The sequence below is a fragment of the Acidovorax sp. ST3 genome (genome assembly GCF_003231145.1).
In the GTDB taxonomy this organism is placed as follows: Bacteria; Pseudomonadota; Gammaproteobacteria; order Burkholderiales; family Burkholderiaceae_C; genus Acidovorax.
This window is the reverse complement of the sequence record NZ_QKVP01000006.1, coordinates 226,772-245,387: the sequence shown is the minus strand read 5'-3', so window position 1 is coordinate 245,387 and position 18,616 is coordinate 226,772. Positions and strand designations below refer to the sequence as shown.

Sequence of the window (18,616 nt, the reverse complement as noted above, 5' to 3'; positions counted from 1 at the left end):
CCTCGCTCCCTCGCGGAGCGATGGTTTGGCTTGCGCCACGGCCTGCCTGTCTTCGGACGGTCAGGCCGTTTTTCATGGCGTGAACGACCACGCTCAGCGCCTGGTGGCCTTGGGGTTGGGCTGTAGGGCCTCGTGCAGCAAGGCGGGCAGCATGCTCAGCATGCGCGTGGCCTGCAGGCCGGGCGGAAAGGCGCGCGCGTGGTAGCTGTACAGCGACATGGGCGCCAGCTCATGCAACTCCTGCGCCACCATCTGTGCCGGGTCCAGGCCCTTGGCGGTCAGAAAGTCCACCACCGTCCAGCCCATGCCCCGGCGCACCAGTTCCAGCGCCAGGCGCGATGTCTGCACCTGGATGCCGGGCCCTGCGGGCGAGCCGAGGCGGTGTGCGATGTCGTCAATCGCCTGACGCATGGGGTCGTCCCCCACCAGGCGGATCACGGGTACCTGCGCCAGCCGTGCGCCGGGGCTGGCCGCGCGGGGCGCCCGCGCCCACACGCTGGTTGCCACCGCCAGGTACAGGCGGCCACTCACCAGCAGGTCGCTCGCGATTTGTGGATGGGGGTGTTTGTAGAAGCCCAGGCAAAAGTCCACGCTGCGTGTGAGCAGGGCCTGGGTCATCTGGTCCTGGTGGATGGTGCGCACCTCCACGCCCACTTGGGGGTGCTGCTCCGCATGGTGCTGCAGCAGGCGCGGCAGAAACTCGTGGGTGATGGAAGGGATGGCGCCCAGCCGCACATCGCCCGAATCACTCGTCGCCAGGTTGCGCGCAGTGCGTTTGAGGGCATCCAGCTGCCGGTAGATGCCGGTGGACTCGGTGGCCAGCACCTGGGCCTCGGGGGTCGGGGTCAGGCCTGCCGGCGAGCGGTTGAACAGCCGGTAGCCCAGCTGCAGCTCGGTGTGTGCCACGGCCTTGCTGACGGCCGAAGGGGTGATGCACAGCAGGCGTGCCGCAACACTCATGTTGCCGGTTTGCAGCACGGCCTGAAAAACTTCCAGCTGTCGCAAGTTCATGGCGGATTCGTTTCGTGGCGTGGGCTGATGGGCCCTTGATGGTCGTCAAACGGCCCATTAAGGGTGTGAGTCCAATTCATAAGGGTGGGTCAATTATTCCGCATGACTGTGTTCTGGTTTCTCATAGGATGCGGCACCGCTTCACCGGCGGTTTTGAACAAAGCGGCGCAACAGGCGCTGCGACCCAAAAAAATCTGGAGACCTCTTCATGCGCATTGCTTCCTCCCCCACCGCCAGCCGCTGGCTCGCGGGTTTGCTGTTGTCCGCTGCCTCTGCCGTCGCCATGGCCCAGGCGGCCAAGCCCAATGTGGTGGTGCTGGCCACGGGCGGCACCATTGCCGGTGCGGGCGCTTCGGCCGCCAACAGCGCCACCTATGCCGCCGCCAAGGTGCCGGTGGACAAGCTGCTGGCAGGCCTGCCCGAGCTGGCCAACGTGGCCAAGGTGTCGGGGGAGCAGGTGTTCCAGATCGCCTCCGAGAGCTTCACCAACGAGCACCTGCTACGCCTGGGCCAGCGGGTTTCGGCCCTGGCCAAGCAGGCCGATGTGGACGGCATCGTGATCACCCATGGCACGGACACGCTGGAAGAAACCGCGTACTTCCTGAACCTCACGGTGCGCACCAACAAGCCCATCGTGGTGGTCGGCTCCATGCGCCCCGGCACGGCCCTGTCGGCCGACGGCGCACTTAACCTGTACGACGCCGTGACCGTGGCCGCCAGCAAGGATGCTGCCGGCAAAGGTGTGCTCGTCACGATGAACGACGAGATCCAGAGCGGTCGCGACGTGAGCAAGACCATCAACATCAAGACCGAGGCTTTCAAGAGCCAGTGGGGCCCGCTGGGCATGGTGGTGGAAGGCAAGAACTACTGGTTCCGCGCCCCGGTCAAGCGCCACACCACCAACTCCGAGTTCAACATCGATGACATCAAGGCCCTGCCTGCCGTGGACATCGTTTACGGCTACGGCAACATGAACACCACCGGCATCGACGCCTACGGCAAGGCCGGCGTCAAGGCGCTGATCCACGCCGGCACTGGCAATGGCTCTGTGGCTGCCCAAGCGGTCGATTCGCTCAAGGCCCTGCGCGCCTCGGGCGTGCAAATCATCCGTTCGGCCCGCGTGCCCGATGGTTTTGTGCTGCGCAATGCCGAGCAGCCCGACGACAAGTACGACTGGGTGGTGGCCCATGACCTGCGCCCCCAAAAGGCCCGCATCCTGGCCATGGTCGCTTTGACCAAGACCAACGACAGCAAGGAACTGCAGCGCATTTTCTGGGAGTACTGATCCCGGTTCTGAGGTTAGAACGCCATGCTTTGACGCGATGCATGCGTTGACGGCCACACCCGTGTGGCCACCGGTACGCACCGGCTTATAGCTCGCGTGACTGGTTGGGAAGGCTGGGGCTCCAAAAGGGCTCCGGCCTTTTTTCATGGTCGCGGGCCGGTGTTGCTGGCGCTGCCGCAGCGCGCGCGGCTGCGCGCCGTAAAATCACCGGTTTGCGCGCGCGATGCCCGTCCTGATTGCCTTGTGGGGCGACAGGCCTGGGGTTTGCTCACGCACCGCGTTTTCTTCCTTTCCCCTTACTTGCCCGGCCCTGGCTTGCCAGTGCCTCAGCCACAGACGCCATGTTGACATTCCAGCAAATCATTTTGAAGCTGCAGTCCTATTGGGACGCGCAGGGTTGCGCCCTTTTGCAACCCTATGACATGGAAGTGGGCGCCGGCACCTCGCACACCGCCACCTTCCTGCGCGCCATCGGCCCCGAGCCCTGGAAGGCCGCCTACGTGCAGCCCAGCCGCCGCCCCAAGGACGGCCGCTACGGCGAGAACCCCAACCGCCTGCAGCACTATTACCAGTACCAGGTGGTGCTCAAGCCCGCACCGGCCAACATCCTGGAGCTGTACCTGGGCAGCCTCGAAGCCCTGGGCTTCGACCTCAAGAAGAACGACATCCGCTTTGTGGAAGACGACTGGGAAAACCCCACGCTCGGCGCCTGGGGCCTGGGCTGGGAGGTGTGGCTCAACGGCATGGAAGTGACGCAGTTCACCTACTTCCAGCAGGTTGGCGGCATCGACTGCAAGCCCGCCACCGGCGAGATCACCTACGGCCTGGAGCGCCTGGCCATGTACCTGCAAGGCGTGGACAACGTCTACAACCTCAAGTGGACCGACACGCTGAGCTACGGCGACGTGTACAAGCAAAACGAGGTGGAGCAGTCCACCTACAACTTCGAGCACAGCGACGCGGACTTCTTGTTCACCGCCTTCAATGCGCACGAAAAGCAGGCCAAGTACCTGATGGAGCAGCAGCTGGCGCTGCCCGCGTACGAGCAGGTGCTCAAGGCCGCACACAGCTTCAACCTGCTGGATGCACGCGGCGCCATCAGCGTGACCGAACGCGCCGCCTACATCGGCCGCATCCGGAACCTGGCCCGCAGCGTGGCACAGAGCTACTACGAAAGCCGTGAGCGCCTGGGCTTCCCCATGGCGCCGCGCGAGTGGGTGGAACAGATGGTCAAAAAGGCCGCGTGAACGAGCGAAAGAACAAGAACATGACGACCCAAAACCTCCTCGTTGAACTGTTTGTCGAAGAACTGCCTCCCAAGGCGCTGCAGAAGCTGGGCGATGCCTTTGCCACCGTGCTGGGCGACCAGCTCAAGGCCCAGGGCCTGGCGACGGCCGCTTCGGTGGTCACGCCATTTGCCTCGCCCCGCCGCCTGGCTGCGCACGTGACCGTCGTGGCCGGCAAGGCCGCTGACAAGGCCGTGCAGCAAAAGCTCATGCCCGTGACCGTGGGCTTGGACAAGGACGGCAATGCCACGCCCGCGCTGCTGAAAAAGCTGCAGGCGCTGGGCGCTGATGTGTCCAACCCCGCAGCCGCCGTGGCCGCGCTCAAGCGCGCCCAGGACGGCAAGGCCGAGGCCCTGTTCTACGACAGCGTGGTGCCCGGTGCGACGTTGGCAGGTGGCCTGCAAAAGGCACTCGACGAAGCCATCGCCAAGCTCCCCATCCCCAAGGTGATGAGCTACCAGCTCGAAACCGACTGCGAGCTGCCCGGCTGGACCAGCGTGAACTTTGTGCGCCCCGCACACGGCCTGGTGGCGCTGCACGGCAGCACCGTAGTGCCCGTGAAGGCGCTGGGTCTGACGGCTGGCAACAGCACCACTGGCCACCGTTTTGAAGCCGCCGTGTCGCCCGTGGTGTTGAAGGACGCCGACAGCTACGCCGCCACGCTGCAAAAAGACGGCGCGGTGATCGCATCGTTTGCCGAGCGCAAAGCCGAGATCGCCCGCCAGCTCGCCGCTGCCGCCGCTAAGGTGGGCAACGGTGCCCGCCCCATTGAAGACGAAGCCCTGCTGGACGAAGTGACCGCGCTGGTCGAGCGTCCCAACGTTGTCATCTGCCAGTTTGAAGAGCAGTTCCTGGGCGTGCCGCAAGAGTGCCTCATCCTCACGATGAAGGCCAATCAGAAGTACTTCCCGCTGCTCGACGCCGCAGGCAAGCTCACCAACAAATTCCTGGTGGTCAGCAACATCAGCCCCGAAGACACCAGCTTTGTGACCGGCGGCAACGAGCGCGTGGTGCGCCCGCGCCTGGCCGACGCCAAGTTCTTCTTCGACCAGGACCGCAAGAAGACCCTGGCCTCGCGCGTCGAGGGTCTGGGCAAGGTCGTGTACCACAACAAGTTGGGCACCCAGGGTGAGCGCGTGGAGCGCGTGCGCGCCATCGCCAAGGCCATCGCACAGCAGCTGGGCGATGCACAACTGGTGCAAGACGCCGACCTGGCCGCGCAACTGGCCAAGACCGACCTCGTGACCGACATGGTGGGCGAGTTCCCCGAGTTGCAGGGCATCATGGGCGGCTACTACGCCCTGAATGACGGCCTGGGCGAGACCGTGGCAAACGCGATTGAAGACCACTACAAGCCACGCTTCGCGGGTGACACGCTGCCCCGCAACACGGCCGGTGTTGTGGTGGCCCTGGCCGACAAGCTCGAAACCCTGGTCGGCATGTTCGGCATCGGCAACCTGCCCACGGGCGACCGTGACCCCTTCGCGCTGCGCCGCCATGCGCTGGGCGTGATCCGCATGCTGGTCGAAAAAGACCTTCCGCTCGATTTGAACGCGCTGCTGGCCGGTGCAGTGCCTGCTTTTGGCGACAAGATCAGCGACGCCTCGGCGCAGCTCGCCGAATTCATCTACGACCGCCTCGCCGGCAGCCTGCGTGAGCAAGGCTACAGCGCGCAAGAGGTGGACGCCGTGCTGGCCCTGCGCCCGCAGCGTCTGGCCCTGGTCGAGAAGCAGCTGGCCGCAGTGCGAGCCTTCGCCGCGTTACCCGAAAGCCCGGCCCTGGCCGCCGCCAACAAGCGTGTGGGCAACATCCTGAAAAAGGCCGAGGTCGAAGGCCCTGTGGATGCCCACGTCAATCCCCAGCTGCTGCAGGAAAAGGCCGAGCAGGATCTGTTTGCCGCGCTGCAGCGCTTTGTGCCCGAGGCCAACGCCCAGTTCGAGGCCGGTGACTACACCGCCAGCCTGCAGACCTTGGCCGTGCTGCGCGCGCCCGTGGACGCGTTCTTTGACGACGTGATGGTGAACGCCGAGCAACTGGACCTGCGCCTGAACCGCCAGGGCCTGCTCAAGACGCTGCACGAAGCCATGAACCGCGTGGCCGATCTGTCCCGTCTGGCGGTCTGACCCCGGGTGCTGGTAGGCTGGTGGTTCTCACAAGGCAAACCCCTCCTATGAAACTCGCCATCCTCGACCGCGACGGCACCCTCAACCCGATGGGGGACGAATACATCACCTCGGCCGACGAATGGACGGCGGTGCCCGGCGCGCTCGAAGCCATTGCCCGCCTCAACCACGCGGGCTGGCATGTGGTGGTGGCCACCAACCAGCCGGGCCTGGGCCGGGGCCTGTTTGACGTGGTGGCGCTCAACGCCATCCACGCCAAGCTGCATCGGCAGGTGGCGGCGGTGGGTGGGCGCATCGATGCGGTGTTCTATTGCCCCCACGCGGCCGACGAGGACTGTAGTTGCCGCAAGCCCGCTCCGGGCCTGCTCGAGCAAATCTGCGACCGCTACGGCGTGGAGCGCAACGAGGTCCGCGTGGTTGGCAGCTGCGAGGCCCACTTGCAGGCGGGTGCCGCCCTGGGGGCCCAGTTGCACCTGGTGTGCACCGGCCAGTCGGCCGCGTTGCGGCCGGGCGGGGCATTGCCTGTGGGGTTGCCAGCGGGCACGCAAGTGCACGCCAGCCTCGCAGATTTTGTGGACCAGCTGCTGCCGGTGGTGCCTGGTGCTACAGGTGCTGTGGGCGCTTTGGGCGCAGCGCCCTTGCCGCAGTCGTGACAGGGCATCACAGGCGTGGCAACATCCTGATGCTATTTAATTGATAGCTGTTAGCGCATATTCCACTAGCGCTTGCGGCCTAAAAGACTTTCCAATGGCTCTTATCCGTTCCGTCATTCACCTTCTCTGGATGGGCATCACCGTGGTGCCCTACGCGCTGGCCATCATGCTGGGCACGCTGCTGGGCGTGCGCGGTGTGCCCCTGTACCGCATCGCGCGGGCCTGGCTGTCGCTGTGCATCAGCGGCGCGCGGGTGGTTCTGGGCATTCGCGCCGAGGTGACCGGCATGGAGAACCTGCCGCAGGGCGCCAACGAAGGCGCGATCCTGCTGGTCAAACACCAGTCCACGTACGAGACCTTCCTGATGCCGGTGATCATGCCGCACCCCCTGGCCTACGTGTTCAAGAAGGAGCTGCTGCACGTGCCCTTCTTCGGCTGGGCCATCGGGCGGCTGGACATGATCCACATCGACCGCAACCAGCGCACCCAGGCCTTCAACAAGGTGGTGCAGCAGGGCAAGGACCTGCTCGCCAAGGGCATCTGGATCATCATGTTCCCCGAGGGCACGCGGATCGAGCGGGGGCAGAAGGGCAACTACAAGACGGGGGGCACGCGCCTCGCCATCGACACGGGCGCACCCGTGATCCCGATCGCCGTGACCTCGGCCAAGGTGTGGCCGCGCAAGGCGTTCATCAAGCGCCCCGGCGTGGTGGATGTGTCGATCGGCAAACCCATCTCCAGCGTGGGGCGCCAGCCCGACGAACTGATGCGCGAGGTGGAGGCCTGGATCGAGGCCGAGATGCGCCGACTGGATCCCGATGCTTACAAGACAACCCCCTGAGGCGCTGCGCGCCTTCCCCCTTCTCTCGAATGGCTGCGCCATTCGGGAAGGGGGACGCCGCCAGCGCGGCGGGGCGGCCCTTGCGCGGCGGCCACTGGCTTGGGCCGTGCCAGTTGCAAAAACTGCGTGCGTTTTTGTGGACCCTCGGGGACTGTTGAGTTGATGCAGCGGCTTGTGCAACTGGCGCTGGACCTGTTCGACCCGCCGGGCGCGCCTGCAGCAGCCCCCAGCCCCATGGCTGCGGGTTTGAGGCCAAATCAGCCGCAAGCGCTAGTCGATCATGCGCCAGTAGCTCCTAAAACGATAGTGCAACGCCCAGCGGCACCCGCAGTGCCGCTGCCCTCGCTGTTGTCCCCCGCTGAATTCCGCCACCCCCAGGCCAACCGCGAGGTTTTGCTGGGCGATGCCGTGGTGGCCTACGCGCTGCAGCGTGCGCGCCGCCGCAGCATCGGCTTCTCGGTGGGGCCCGACGGCCTGTCGGTGCGGGCACCCAGCTGGGTCACGCTGGGCGCGGTGGATTCTGCACTGCGCGAAAAATCCGACTGGATCCTGCGCAAGCTGGGCGAAGCGCGCGAGCGCCAGCAGCGCATGGAAGGCGGCCGCATCGTGTGGGCCCATGGCGCGGTACTGCCCTACCTGGGCGAGCCCTTGACGGTGGTGCTGGACCCCAGCCACGGCTTTGCGGGCAAGGGCGGGGCGCTGGTCACTGCCACGGAACAACCCAGCCTGCACATCGGCCTGCCCCACAGCGCCAACCCCGCGCAGATCCGCGACGCTGTGCAGGCCTGGCTGATGCGCGACGCGCGCCGCCACTTCACCGAGCGGCTGGACCACTTTGCGCCGCTCCTGGGCGTGCGCTGGGCCAGCCTGCGCCTGTCGAGCGCCAACACCCGCTGGGGCAGCGCCAAGGCCGACGGCTCCATCCGCCTGAACTGGCGCCTGCTGCACTACCGCCCGGCCATCATCGACTACGTGGTGGCGCACGAATTGGCCCACCTGCGCGTGATGGACCACAGCCCGCGCTTCTGGGATACCGTGGCCACCGTGGTGCCCGACTACGCCCAGCTGCGCAGCCATCTCCGCGACGAACCTGCCCCTTTGTGGGACTGAAAGAAGGACCTTGAAGATGACCGAAGCCAAGATTTCTCCCGCCGACGGCTACGCCGGTGACGTGACGCCCCAGCAGGCCTGGCAATGGGTGCAGGCCGGGCAGGCCGTGCTGGTGGACGTGCGCAGCGACGCCGAACGCGAGTGGGTCGGCTACGTGCCTGGTGCTGCTGCCGTGGCCTGGAAACAATGGCCAGGCATGGCGATGAACGCCGATTTTGATGCCCAGATGCGCGCCGCCGTGCCTGAGGGCGCGCGGGCCGTGCTGCTGTGCCGCAGCGGCGTGCGCTCCATCGCCGCCGCGCGCCGCGCCACCGAGCTGGGCATCACTGCGTACAACATCCTCGAAGGGTTTGAGGGCGATGCGGACGCGCAAGGGCAGCGCGGCAAGAAGGGCGGCTGGCGCTTTCATGGCCTGCCGTGGAAGCAGGGCTGAATAGCTATCAAAAAAAGAGCTGCCAGCGCCTGATTTACAAGCGCTGGCCGCTCTTTGGTCTTGAGGCCGAGAAGGCTTACTTGGCTAGGGGCGGGATGCGCAGCTTCTGGCCGGGGTAGATCTTGTCGGGGTGGCTCAGCATGGGCTTGTTGGCTTCGAAGATCACGGGGTACTTGTTGGCGTCGCCGTAGAACTTCTTGGCAATGGCGCTGAGCGTGTCGCCGCGCACCACGTCGTGGTACTGGGCTTCGGGCTCGGGGTTGGTCACCTCCATCAGGTTCTCGACGCTGGTCACGCTGGCCACGTTGCCGCAGCACAGGGTGATCTTCTCTTTGGCGGCCTGGGTGGGGGCGGTGCCCTTCACCGTGACCTTGCCTTCGGGGCCCTGAAAGGCCACTTGCACATTGCTGGCGCCCAGGTTTTGCGCGGCGATGTAGGTCTCGATAGCCTTGCTCGCCTTGGCGTTGAGTTCATCCTGCGTGGGAGCGGCGGCGGTGGCAGCTTGCGCGTCCTTACCGCCAAACAGCTTTTCACCGGCTTCCTTGATGAAACTGAAAAGACCCATGTCGTACCTCCTGAGGTTGCAGAAAAAGGAGAGGCCACTGTAGCGGCAATGGAGGGCGCGCCCGTGTCAGACGAAGGGTGTGAAACGATTTTTCACATTCCCGCGCGGGCCGCTGTGGGGCTGTCTCGGCGGAATCAGCCCCGATGCCAAAACTCGGGATAATCCGCCGCATGACTTTTCTGGCCATCGACGTCGGTAACACCCGTCTCAAATGGGCGTTGTACGACGCTCCCCGCCCCGGGGCTGCGCTGATCGCGCATGGCGCCGAATTCCTCGACCACATCGACCGCCTGGCCGAAGGCAGCTGGGCATCGCTGCCGCACCCGGAGCGCATGTTGGGCTGCGTGGTGGCAGGAGATGCCGTCAAACGCCGCGTGCAGGAGCAAATGGAGCTGTGGGACGTCACCCCCTCGTGGGTGGTGTCATCGGCGCAGGAGGCGGGGCTGACCAATGGCTACGACCATCCCTCGCGCCTGGGCTCCGACCGCTGGGTGGCCATGATCGGCGCGCGCCACCATGTGCTGGCACGCGGCCCCGCACGGCCGCTGGTGGTGGTGATGGTGGGCACGGCCGTGACGGTGGAATGCATCGACACCGAAGGCCGCTTCATGGGCGGCCTGATCTTGCCCGGCCACGGCATCATGCTCCGAGCACTCGAATCGGGCACGGCCGGGCTGCATGTGCCCACCGGTGAAGTGCGCCCGTTCCCCACCAATACCAGCGATGCCCTGACCAGCGGTGGCACCTACGCCATCGCAGGGGCCGTGGAGCGCATGTACCAGCACCTGCTGCAACACTGCGGCCAGGAGCCAGCTTGCATCATGACCGGCGGCGCCGGCTGGAAGATGGCACCCAGCATGACGCGGCCGTTCGAGCTGGTGGACAACCTGATTTTTGATGGGCTGCTGGAGATTGCTGCGCGGCGGTTTGGGGGCTGAGGGCCTTGTAACGCCGTCGCTGCACCAGTGCGAAGCGGTTTTCTAGGATCATCGACCAGCAAAACTGGCGCTGCCCACGCCAGGGACACCGAGCAAGGGCCGCCCCGCAGCGAAGGTGTCGTCCTACTTCCCGAATGGCGTAGTCAGTCGAGAGAAGGGCGAAGGCGCGAAGCGCCTCAGGGGGATGTACCGAACTTATTCTTCTTCGAGTTCACTCCGCGCCATTTCCACATCCAGCCGCTCCATGGCATCCATGGGCTCGGCGGTGGCGGCTTTTTCGTAGAGCGCGGTGGCTTCCTTCATCTTCTTGTCGCCTTCCAGCATGACCAGTGCGTTGGCGTATTCGATCATCGCAATGGCTGAGCCTGGATTGAGCTTGAGCGCTTCCTGGAACAGCTTGAGGCCCGTGTCCTTCTTGGCGCCATAGGTCATGCCGCCAATCAGCGAACCCACCTTGTCGATCACCTCGGCATGGAAGGCGCCCAGAGCGATGCGTGCATCGGCATGTTTGGGTGACAGGGCAATGGCCTTTTCCAGCGACTCCTTCACCTTGCCGCCCAGCCCCTGCGCCAGCGCCTTGGCCACGCTGATGCCCTGGCTGTAGCGGCCCAGAGCATACGCATGCCAGTACCAGGCGTTGGCATTGTTCGGTTCTGCGGCGGCCTGGGCCTCGGCCCTTTCGGCCACTTGCATGAACAGGTCCAGGCGCGTCTTTTCCTTGGGCTCCAGGTAGTTGGCGTAGATGGAAGTGGCTTTGTTGGCCGCAGTGTTGCCTGCGCCACCGGCGGCCAGGCCTGCTGCTGCCGCCTTCTCGAAGTCTCCGTTATGGAACAGCGCCCACGCTTCCAGCACGGCTGCGTCCTTGGGGCAGGGTTCTGCATCACCGGCATGCAGTCGTGCCCAGTGCTTCTTGACGCTCGCAGCGTCGAACTGGTAGTCGCCGGCGTGGGGGAAGGGGGTCCATTTGGCCATGGTGTGTGTCTCCGGAAGTTCTTGTGGTGGGGTGTCTGTGATGGGCTGTCTCTGCATCAGCCTGGCACTGCGGCGTAGGCGCCGACCAGCTCCAGCAAGTGGGCGCGCTGGCCGCTTTCCAGGTACGGCATGAGCAGGTTCAGCACATGGTGGGCGCCGCGCAGCAGCGCGGCCTGGGCGCTTTCGGGCTCCAGCGCACGGCGCGGGTCGCGCACGTATTCAAAGCTGAGCCAGTAGGTGAGCACCACGACCATACTGGTGGCCGTGGCCTCCAGCTCGCGCGAGTCGATGTGCAGTGCGTCTGCGCGCGCCATGCCGTCCAGCATGGCGCGCACGGCGCGGGTCTTGTTCTTGAGGATGGCCTGGAAGTGGGTCTCCAGTCGCCGATTCTTGGACAGCAGGTCGTTGAGGTCGCGGTACAAAAAGCGGTACTGCCAGATCAGCTCGAACAGGGAGTGCATGAAGAACCAGGCGTCCTCCACATTGCGCACGCCGTCGGCGGCGGCCAGTAGCTCGGTGAGTGAGGCTTCGTAGCGATCAAACAGCGCGTTGATCAGCTCGTCCTTGGCGGGGTAGTGGTAGTACAGGTTGCCGGGGCTGATGCGCAGCTCGGCCGAAATCAGGGTGGTGGAGACGTTGGGTTCGCCGAACCGGTTGAACAGGTCCAGCGTCACTTCCAGAATGCGTTCTGCGGTGCGGCGTGGCGCTTTCTTCACCATGTGTGCGGGCCCTTCGCGTCGTTGTACTTCGTTGTTTCGGTGTCTCTGATGGCTACTCTAACCCACGCAGTCATGCTGCAGTGCGACATGAGCAAAGGGCGCGCGTGCAGCATCCAGGCTGCTTGTAGCGCACTTCATGGGTTTCACCAATAAAAGAAAAGCGGCCCAGGCGCTGTGGCGCGTGGACCGCTTGGTGCGGGCTGGGTGCTTGCCAGCGGCAAGCCTTTGATCAGCTGGCCGACGGCGTGCTGGTGCCGGTGTCGGCAGCGGCACGTGTTGCGGTCTTCTTGGTCGCAGCCTTCTTCGCGGGGGCCTTGGCAGCGGGCTTGGCCGCAGCCTTGGCAGGAGCGGCCTTCTTTGCGGCCGCTTTCTTGGCAGGAGCCTTGGCAGCGGGCTTGGCCGCAGCCTTGGCAGGAGCTGCTTTGCTGCCCTTGGCCAGCGCGTCCACACGGGCGCTCAGGGCTTCCAGGTCGCGGGCCGAGGGCACGCCCAGCTTTGCCAGTGCCTTGGCCACGCGGTCTTCGAAGATGTTTTCGAGCTTGTCCCACTGGCCCTGGGCCTTGGAGCCGATGTCGCTGGCCATCGTGGTCACGCGGCTGGTGGCTTCGGTGATCTTCTCTTCGGCCACGGCCTGGGTCTTGCGCTGAATGGTCAGGCCTTCCTTGACCAGGGCTTCAAACACCTTGCCGCCTTCTTCCTGTGCCTTGGAGAAGGCACCCAAGCCAGCCAGCCAGATCTGCTGGGCGGAGTCCTTGACGGTGCTGGACAGTTGGGCGTTGCTCTTCTTCTTGTCAGCGCTGAGTTTCTGCAGTTTCTTGACCATGAGGCCTCCGTGGTGCGGTTGGTTGGGGTTGCCGGGGCGATTTTGCCTTCGACGCATGGCCGCACTGTACGCCGCACGGTGCGCAAGGTGTAGGCACGCGCTCCTAAAAATGTAGAGCGTGCCACCTAGCGGGGGAGGGCGCTGGCCGCCTAGCATCGGCGCGGGTTTCTGCTGAATCGGGGTGCGCAGGCCTTGGGCAAGAATGAAGTTATCTCAGAGGAGTTATCCATGCAGTATTTCGTGACGGGGGCAACGGGGTTCATTGGCAAGCGGCTGGTCAAGAAGCTGCTGGAGCGCAAGGGGGCGGTGGTCCACTTCCTGATCCGCAAGGAGAGTGCCGACAAGGTGGCCGACCTGCGCAGCTTCTGGGGCGTGGGCCCTGCACGCGCCGTCCCTGTGTTTGGCGACCTCACCGCCAAAAAGCTAGGCGTGGCGTCCGAAGATGTGAAGAAGCTCAAGGGGCAGATCGACCATTTCTACCACCTGGCTGCGGTGTACGACCTGGCGGCCGATGAAGAGACCCAAGTGGCCGTGAACATCGAGGGCACGCGCAACACGGTGGACCTGGCCAAGGCCATCGATGCAGGGCACTTCCACCATGTCTCCTCCATCGCAGCCGCCGGCCTGTACGAAGGCGTGTTCCGCGAAGACATGTTCGACGAGGCCGAGGGCCTGGACCACCCGTACTTCCAGACCAAGCACGAGAGCGAAAAAATCGTGCGCCACGATTGCAAGGTGCCCTGGACGGTGTACCGCCCCGCGATGGTGGTGGGTGACAGCCAGACCGGCGAGATGGACAAGATCGACGGGCCCTACTACTTTTTCAAACTCATCCAGCGCCTGCGCCAGCTGCTGCCGCCCTGGATGCCCACCGTGGGGCTGGAGGGCGGGCGCGTGAACATCGTGCCCGTGGATTTTGTGGTGAACGCGCTCAACGTGATTAGCCACCAGAAAGACATCGGCAAGAAGTGCTTCCACCTGGTGGACCCGGTGGGCTACCGCGTGGGCGATGTGCTGGACATTTTCAGCCGCGCAGCCCATGCGCCGCGGATGAACCTGTTCGTCAACGCTGCGCTGCTGGGCTTTATCCCCAAGAGCGTGAAGAAGAGCCTGATGGCGCTGGCGCCCGTGCGCCGGGTGCGCAACGCGGTCATGAAGGACCTGGGCCTGCCCGAGGACATGCTCACCTTCGTGAACTACCCCACACGCTTTGACTGCCGCGAGACACTGGCGGCGCTCAAGGGCTCAGGCGTTTCGTGCCCCAACCTCAAGGACTACGCCTGGCGCCTGTGGGACTACTGGGAGCGCCACCTGGACCCCGAGCTGTTCATCGACCGCACGCTCAAGGGCACGGTGGCGGGCAAGGTGGTGCTGATCACGGGCGGGTCGTCCGGCATTGGCTTGGCGGCTGCGCACAAGTTTGCCGAGGCGGGCGCCACCACCATCATTTGCGGCCGAGACCAGGACAAGCTGGACGAGGCCTGTGCCGAGGCCAAAGCCAAGGGCTACCAGTTCATCGCCTATTCGGCCGACATTGCCGACATGGCCGATTGCGACCGCTTCGTGCAATTGCTCATCGACAACCATGGCGGCGTGGACTTTTTGATCAACAACGCGGGCCGCTCCATCCGCCGCGCCATCGAGTCGAGCTACGACCGCTTCCACGACTACGAGCGCACCATGCAGCTGAACTACTTCGGCTGCCTGCGGGTGACGATGGGCCTGTTGCCAGGCATGGTGGAAAAGCGCAAGGGGCATGTGGTCAACATCAGCTCCATCGGTGTGCTGACCAATGCGCCGCGCTTCTCGGCCTATGTGGCCAGCAAGGCGGCGCTGGACGCCTGGACGCGCTGCGCGTCGAGCGAGTTTGCCGACCAGGGCATCACCTTCACCACCATCAACATGCCGCTGGTGCGCACTCCCATGATCGCGCCCACCAAGATCTACAACAACGTACCCACCCTGGCACCGGAAGAGGCGGCCGACATGATTGCCCAGGCCTGCATCTTCAAGCCCGTGCGCATCGCCACGCGCCTGGGTATCACCGGGCAGTTGCTGCACGCACTGGTGCCGCGCGTGGCCCAGATCACCATGAACACCAGCTTCCGCATGTTCCCGGATTCCACGGCGGCCAAGGGCAGCAAGGACGCCAAACCGCAGCTGTCGGCCGAGGCCGTGGCCTTGCAGCAGATGATGCGCGGTATCCACTTTTGATGTTCCGTTGGCTCGTGCAGAAAGACCCTCGTTGAACTCTGTTACCCGGTAGCCGGGCGGGGTGGGATAATCGCGGGTTCTGCCGAGCAGGCATTTCACACAGCCCATCCCATGATTCTGGTTACCGGCGGCGCAGGTTTCATTGGCGCCAACTTCGTTCTTGACTGGCTTGCCGCGTCCAGCGAGCCCGTGGTCAACCTCGACAAGCTCACCTACGCGGGCAACCTGCACAACCTGGACAGCGTCCAGGGCGATCCCCGGCACATCTTTGTGCAGGGCGACATCGGCGACTCCGCACTGCTGGAACGCCTGCTGGCCGAGCACAAGCCGCGCGCCGTGGTCAACTTCGCCGCCGAATCCCATGTGGACCGCTCCATCCATGGGCCCGAGGACTTCATCCAGACCAACATCGTCGGCTCGTTCCGCCTGCTCGAAGCAGTGCGCGCCTACTGGAGCGCACTGCCTGAGGGCGAGCGTGCGGCCTTCCGCTTTCTGCACGTGTCCACCGACGAGGTGTACGGCTCACTCTCCCCCACCGACCCAGCTTTCACCGAAACCCGCGGCTTCGAGCCCAACAGCCCCTACAGCGCCAGCAAGGCTGCCAGCGACCACCTGGTGCGTGCCTGGCACCACACCTACGGCCTGCCGGTGCTCACCACCAACTGCAGCAACAACTACGGGCCCTACCACTTCCCCGAGAAGCTGATCCCGCTGATGATCGTCAACGCCTTGGCCGGCAAGAACCTGCCGGTGTACGGCGACGGCATGCAGGTGCGCGACTGGCTGTACGTGAAGGACCACTGCAGTGCCATCCGCCGTGTGCTGGAGGCGGGCACTCCCGGCCAGACCTACAACGTGGGCGGTTGGAACGAAAAGCCCAATATCGAGATCGTGAACATGGTCTGCAGCTTGCTCGACGAGCTGCGCCCCCGCGCCGACGGCCAGAGCTACAGGGCCCTGATCACCTATGTGAAGGACCGCCCCGGCCACGATCGTCGCTACGCCATCGACGCCCGAAAGATCGAGCGCGAGCTGGGTTGGAAGCCTGCCGAAACCTTCGATACCGGCATTCGCAAGACGGTGCAGTGGTACCTGGAGCATGCCGACTGGGTGGCTAACGTACAGACCGGTGCCTACCGCGAATGGGTGCAGACCCAGTATGCGCAGGAAACCTCCATTGGGAAACCCGAGGGCGTTGCTGCATGAATATCCTGCTTTTTGGTAAAGGTGGCCAGGTCGGCTGGGAGTTGCAGCGCAGCCTGTCATTGCTGGGCGCGGTCACCGCTTTGGATTTCGATAGCACCGACCACTGCGGTGATTTCTCGAACCCGGCTGGCGTGGCCGAGACGGTGCGCGCATTGCGCCCCGACATCATCGTCAATGCTGCAGCCCACACTGCGGTGGACAAGGCAGAGAGCGAGACTGATTTCGCCCGATTACTGAACGCTACCGCTCCTGGCGCCATCGCGCTGGAGGCCGTGAAACTCGGCGCCTGGCTGGTGCACTACAGCACTGATTACGTCTTCGATGGCAGCGGTGACCTTCCGTGGGTCGAGACCGATAAGACTGCGCCGTTGAGCGTATACGGTCGCACCAAACTCGAAGGCGAGCAACTCATCAAGGACGCTGGTGCCAAGCATTTGATCCTCCGTACTAGTTGGGTTTATGCCGCGCGGGGTGGTAATTTCGCCAAGACGATGCTTCGGCTTGCGCAAGAGCGTGAACAGCTGACAGTGATTGATGACCAATGGGGTGCTCCCACTGGAGCGGATCTGCTGGCTGACGTTACAGCTCACGTATTGCGCCATTTGCGGTTGTATCCCGAAGATGCCGGCATATACCATTGTGTTGCAGGTGGCGAAACTAGCTGGAACGAGTACGCACAGTTTGTTCTTGCGACGGCAAAAAGGCTCAAGCCTGCTCTCGAATTCAAAGCAGAGAAGGTGTTGCCAGTGCCTACCAGTGCGTTCCCGACACCCGCTGTGCGCCCGCATAACTCGCGCCTGAATGCGCAAAAGCTGCAATCTACTTTTGGCCTTGAATTGCCTCACTGGCAGGCCGGTGTGGCGCGCATGCTGGCTGAAATTCTCTAAACTGCTCTCTCTCCATGACGCAACGCAAAGGCATCATCCTTGCCGGAGGCTCGGGCACCCGCCTGCACCCCGCTACGTTGGCAATCAGTAAACAACTGCTGCCTGTTTACGATAAGCCCATGATTTATTACCCGTTGAGCACACTGATGCTCGCGGGAATAGTAGACATCCTCATTATCAGTACTCCGCAAGACACCCCTCGCTTTGAGCAACTGCTAGGTGACGGAAGCCAGTGGGGTATCAATCTGCAATACGCAGTTCAGGCAAGTCCTGATGGGCTAGCGCAGGCTTTCATCATCGGAGAGCACTTTGTGGGCAACTCTCCTAGTGCGCTGGTGCTCGGGGACAACATTTTCCACGGCCATGATTTCCAGAAACTGCTGGAATCGGCTGATCAGCAGACCTCGGGAGCTACCGTCTTCGCATACCATGTGCACGATCCTGAGCGCTATGGCGTGGTGTCATTCGATCGGACCGGAAAGGCTAGCAGCATCGAAGAAAAACCAGCGCAGCCCAAGAGCAGCTACGCTGTAACAGGTCTGTATTTCTATGACAACGAGGTAGTCGATATCGCCAAGGCGGTAAAACCCAGTTCACGTGGTGAACTTGAAATCACGACCGTGAATCGAGCCTATTTGGAGCGTGATCGCCTGAATGTTCAGATCATGCAGCGGGGCTACGCTTGGCTCGATACTGGTACGCACGATAGCCTGCTGGAGGCAGGGCAGTTTATTGCTACGTTGGAACACCGGCAGGGATTGAAGATTGCATGTCCTGAAGAAATTGCGTGGCGCAATGGACTTATAGGCAATGAGCAGCTGGAGAAGCTGGCCCAGCCGCTCGCCAAGAACGGGTATGGCAAGTACCTCCTGCAACTCATGAGTGAATCCAATCCATGCAAGTGACCGCCACATCAATTCCCGAAGTGCTGATCATCGAGCCCAAAGTATTCGGTGATGCGCGGGGTTTTTTTTATGAAAGCTTCAATCTTGAGGCGTTTCGCAAGGCCACCGGGCTGGTGCAGGTGGAGTTTGTACAAGACAACCATAGCCGAAGTGCCAAAGGGGTCTTGAGGGGCTTGCATTATCAAATCCGGCAGCCCCAGGGTAAATTGGTGCGGGTGGTTCGCGGTGCCGTTTTTGATGTGGCTGTTGATATCCGGAAGAGTTCACCCAACTGCGGTCGTTGGGTGGGAGTCGAACTGACTGAGGATAACCATCGCCAACTGTGGGTGCCACCTGGATTTGCACATGGCTTTATTGTGCTCAGTGAAAGTGCAGACTTTCTCTATAAAACTACGGATTACTACGCGCCAGCGTTCGAACGTAGTATTGTTTGGGATGATAAGAATTTGGCCATTGCTTGGCCGGAGGTGGGCGTTTCGCCCTCGCTTTCAGCAAAAGATGCACAAGGTGCCAAGTTTTTGAGTGCTGAGATTTTTGACTGATGAAAGTTGGAGGGCACGAGGGCTCAATGGTGCGCGAAGACCTTAGCACCAGATGACCGAATGCTAGGGCGTTTACTACGCAGGGTGCCCGAGGCGCACGCTT

At 63.5% G+C, this 18,616-nt stretch carries 18 protein-coding genes; 13 read left to right on the top strand and 5 right to left on the bottom strand.

What is annotated here, in order from left to right; genetic code table 11:
• Positions 1-93: 93 nt before the first annotated feature.
• Entirely contained in the window at positions 94-1,011 is a 918-nt protein-coding gene (locus DNK89_RS19845; RefSeq protein WP_110961512.1) for a LysR family transcriptional regulator, read from the bottom strand.
• Between the two features lie 208 nt (positions 1,012-1,219).
• Between DNK89_RS19845 and DNK89_RS19840 the strand changes: the two genes are divergently transcribed.
• From DNK89_RS19840 to DNK89_RS19805, 7 genes are all read left to right on the top strand, one after another.
• Positions 1,220-2,296: a type II asparaginase gene (locus DNK89_RS19840; protein ID WP_056647122.1), complete on the top strand. Its 1,077-nt coding sequence runs from the start codon at positions 1,220-1,222 to the stop codon at positions 2,294-2,296.
• 341 nt (positions 2,297-2,637) lie between these two features.
• Positions 2,638-3,543, top strand: coding sequence for a glycine--tRNA ligase subunit alpha (gene glyQ, locus DNK89_RS19835; protein ID WP_015012411.1), 906 nt, complete (start codon positions 2,638-2,640; stop codon positions 3,541-3,543).
• A 20-nt stretch (positions 3,544-3,563) separates the two neighbouring features.
• On the top strand, positions 3,564-5,705 hold the full coding sequence (glyS, locus tag DNK89_RS19830; protein WP_110961706.1) for a glycine--tRNA ligase subunit beta: 2,142 nt from the start codon (positions 3,564-3,566) through the stop codon (positions 5,703-5,705).
• Between the two features lie 47 nt (positions 5,706-5,752).
• The gene (gmhB, locus tag DNK89_RS19825) at positions 5,753-6,358 is read left to right on the top strand and encodes a D-glycero-beta-D-manno-heptose 1,7-bisphosphate 7-phosphatase (protein WP_110961511.1); all 606 of its coding nucleotides are present in this window, start codon (positions 5,753-5,755) and stop codon (positions 6,356-6,358) included.
• Between the two features lie 94 nt (positions 6,359-6,452).
• Positions 6,453-7,199 carry a 1-acyl-sn-glycerol-3-phosphate acyltransferase gene (locus tag DNK89_RS19820; protein WP_060985269.1) on the top strand — a complete coding sequence of 249 codons (747 nt, stop codon included), beginning with the start codon at positions 6,453-6,455 and terminating at the stop codon, positions 7,197-7,199.
• A gap of 162 nt (positions 7,200-7,361) precedes the next feature.
• The gene (locus DNK89_RS19810) at positions 7,362-8,309 is read left to right on the top strand and encodes a M48 family metallopeptidase (RefSeq protein ID WP_110961510.1); all 948 of its coding nucleotides are present in this window, start codon (positions 7,362-7,364) and stop codon (positions 8,307-8,309) included.
• Between the two features lie 16 nt (positions 8,310-8,325).
• Positions 8,326-8,742 carry a rhodanese-like domain-containing protein gene (locus tag DNK89_RS19805; protein WP_015012416.1) on the top strand — a complete coding sequence of 139 codons (417 nt, stop codon included), beginning with the start codon at positions 8,326-8,328 and terminating at the stop codon, positions 8,740-8,742.
• A 76-nt stretch (positions 8,743-8,818) separates the two neighbouring features.
• Here the strand turns inward: DNK89_RS19805 and lysM are convergent, their stop codons facing one another.
• Entirely contained in the window at positions 8,819-9,307 is a 489-nt protein-coding gene (lysM, locus tag DNK89_RS19800; protein WP_015012417.1) for a peptidoglycan-binding protein LysM, read from the bottom strand.
• A gap of 170 nt (positions 9,308-9,477) precedes the next feature.
• On the opposite strand from lysM, the gene DNK89_RS19795 reads away from it, so the two are divergent.
• Positions 9,478-10,245, top strand: a complete 768-nt coding sequence (locus DNK89_RS19795; protein ID WP_110961509.1) for a type III pantothenate kinase — start codon at positions 9,478-9,480, stop codon at positions 10,243-10,245.
• Positions 10,246-10,440: 195 nt separating this feature from the next.
• On the opposite strand, the gene DNK89_RS19790 is transcribed toward DNK89_RS19795, so the two are convergent.
• The 3 genes from DNK89_RS19790 to DNK89_RS19780 form a co-directional block, all read right to left on the bottom strand.
• On the bottom strand, positions 10,441-11,217 hold the full coding sequence (locus tag DNK89_RS19790; RefSeq protein WP_110961508.1) for a hypothetical protein: 777 nt from the start codon (positions 11,215-11,217) through the stop codon (positions 10,441-10,443).
• Between the two features lie 56 nt (positions 11,218-11,273).
• Complete coding sequence (locus DNK89_RS19785; protein WP_110961507.1) at positions 11,274-11,936, bottom strand: TetR/AcrR family transcriptional regulator; 663 nt, start codon at positions 11,934-11,936, stop codon at positions 11,274-11,276.
• 229 nt (positions 11,937-12,165) lie between these two features.
• On the bottom strand, positions 12,166-12,759 hold the full coding sequence (locus tag DNK89_RS19780; RefSeq protein WP_110961506.1) for a phasin family protein: 594 nt from the start codon (positions 12,757-12,759) through the stop codon (positions 12,166-12,168).
• A 228-nt stretch (positions 12,760-12,987) separates the two neighbouring features.
• On the opposite strand from DNK89_RS19780, the gene DNK89_RS19775 reads away from it, so the two are divergent.
• The 5 genes from DNK89_RS19775 to rfbC all read left to right on the top strand — a co-directional run bounded on the left by DNK89_RS19775 (position 12,988) and on the right by rfbC (position 18,513).
• Positions 12,988-14,973, top strand: coding sequence for an SDR family oxidoreductase (locus tag DNK89_RS19775; RefSeq protein WP_110961505.1), 1,986 nt, complete (start codon positions 12,988-12,990; stop codon positions 14,971-14,973).
• A gap of 111 nt (positions 14,974-15,084) precedes the next feature.
• Positions 15,085-16,179, top strand: coding sequence for a dTDP-glucose 4,6-dehydratase (gene rfbB / locus DNK89_RS19770; protein ID WP_110961504.1), 1,095 nt, complete (start codon positions 15,085-15,087; stop codon positions 16,177-16,179).
• Positions 16,176-17,066 carry a dTDP-4-dehydrorhamnose reductase gene (gene rfbD, locus DNK89_RS19765; RefSeq protein ID WP_110961503.1) on the top strand — a complete coding sequence of 297 codons (891 nt, stop codon included), beginning with the start codon at positions 16,176-16,178 and terminating at the stop codon, positions 17,064-17,066. Before rfbB ends, rfbD begins: the two co-directional genes overlap by 4 nt.
• Positions 17,067-17,080: 14 nt before the next feature.
• On the top strand, positions 17,081-17,971 hold the full coding sequence (gene rfbA / locus DNK89_RS19760; protein WP_110961502.1) for a glucose-1-phosphate thymidylyltransferase RfbA: 891 nt from the start codon (positions 17,081-17,083) through the stop codon (positions 17,969-17,971).
• Positions 17,962-18,513: a dTDP-4-dehydrorhamnose 3,5-epimerase gene (gene rfbC, locus DNK89_RS19755; protein ID WP_110961501.1), complete on the top strand. Its 552-nt coding sequence runs from the start codon at positions 17,962-17,964 to the stop codon at positions 18,511-18,513. Before rfbA ends, rfbC begins: the two co-directional genes overlap by 10 nt.
• Positions 18,514-18,616 lie beyond the last annotated feature (103 nt).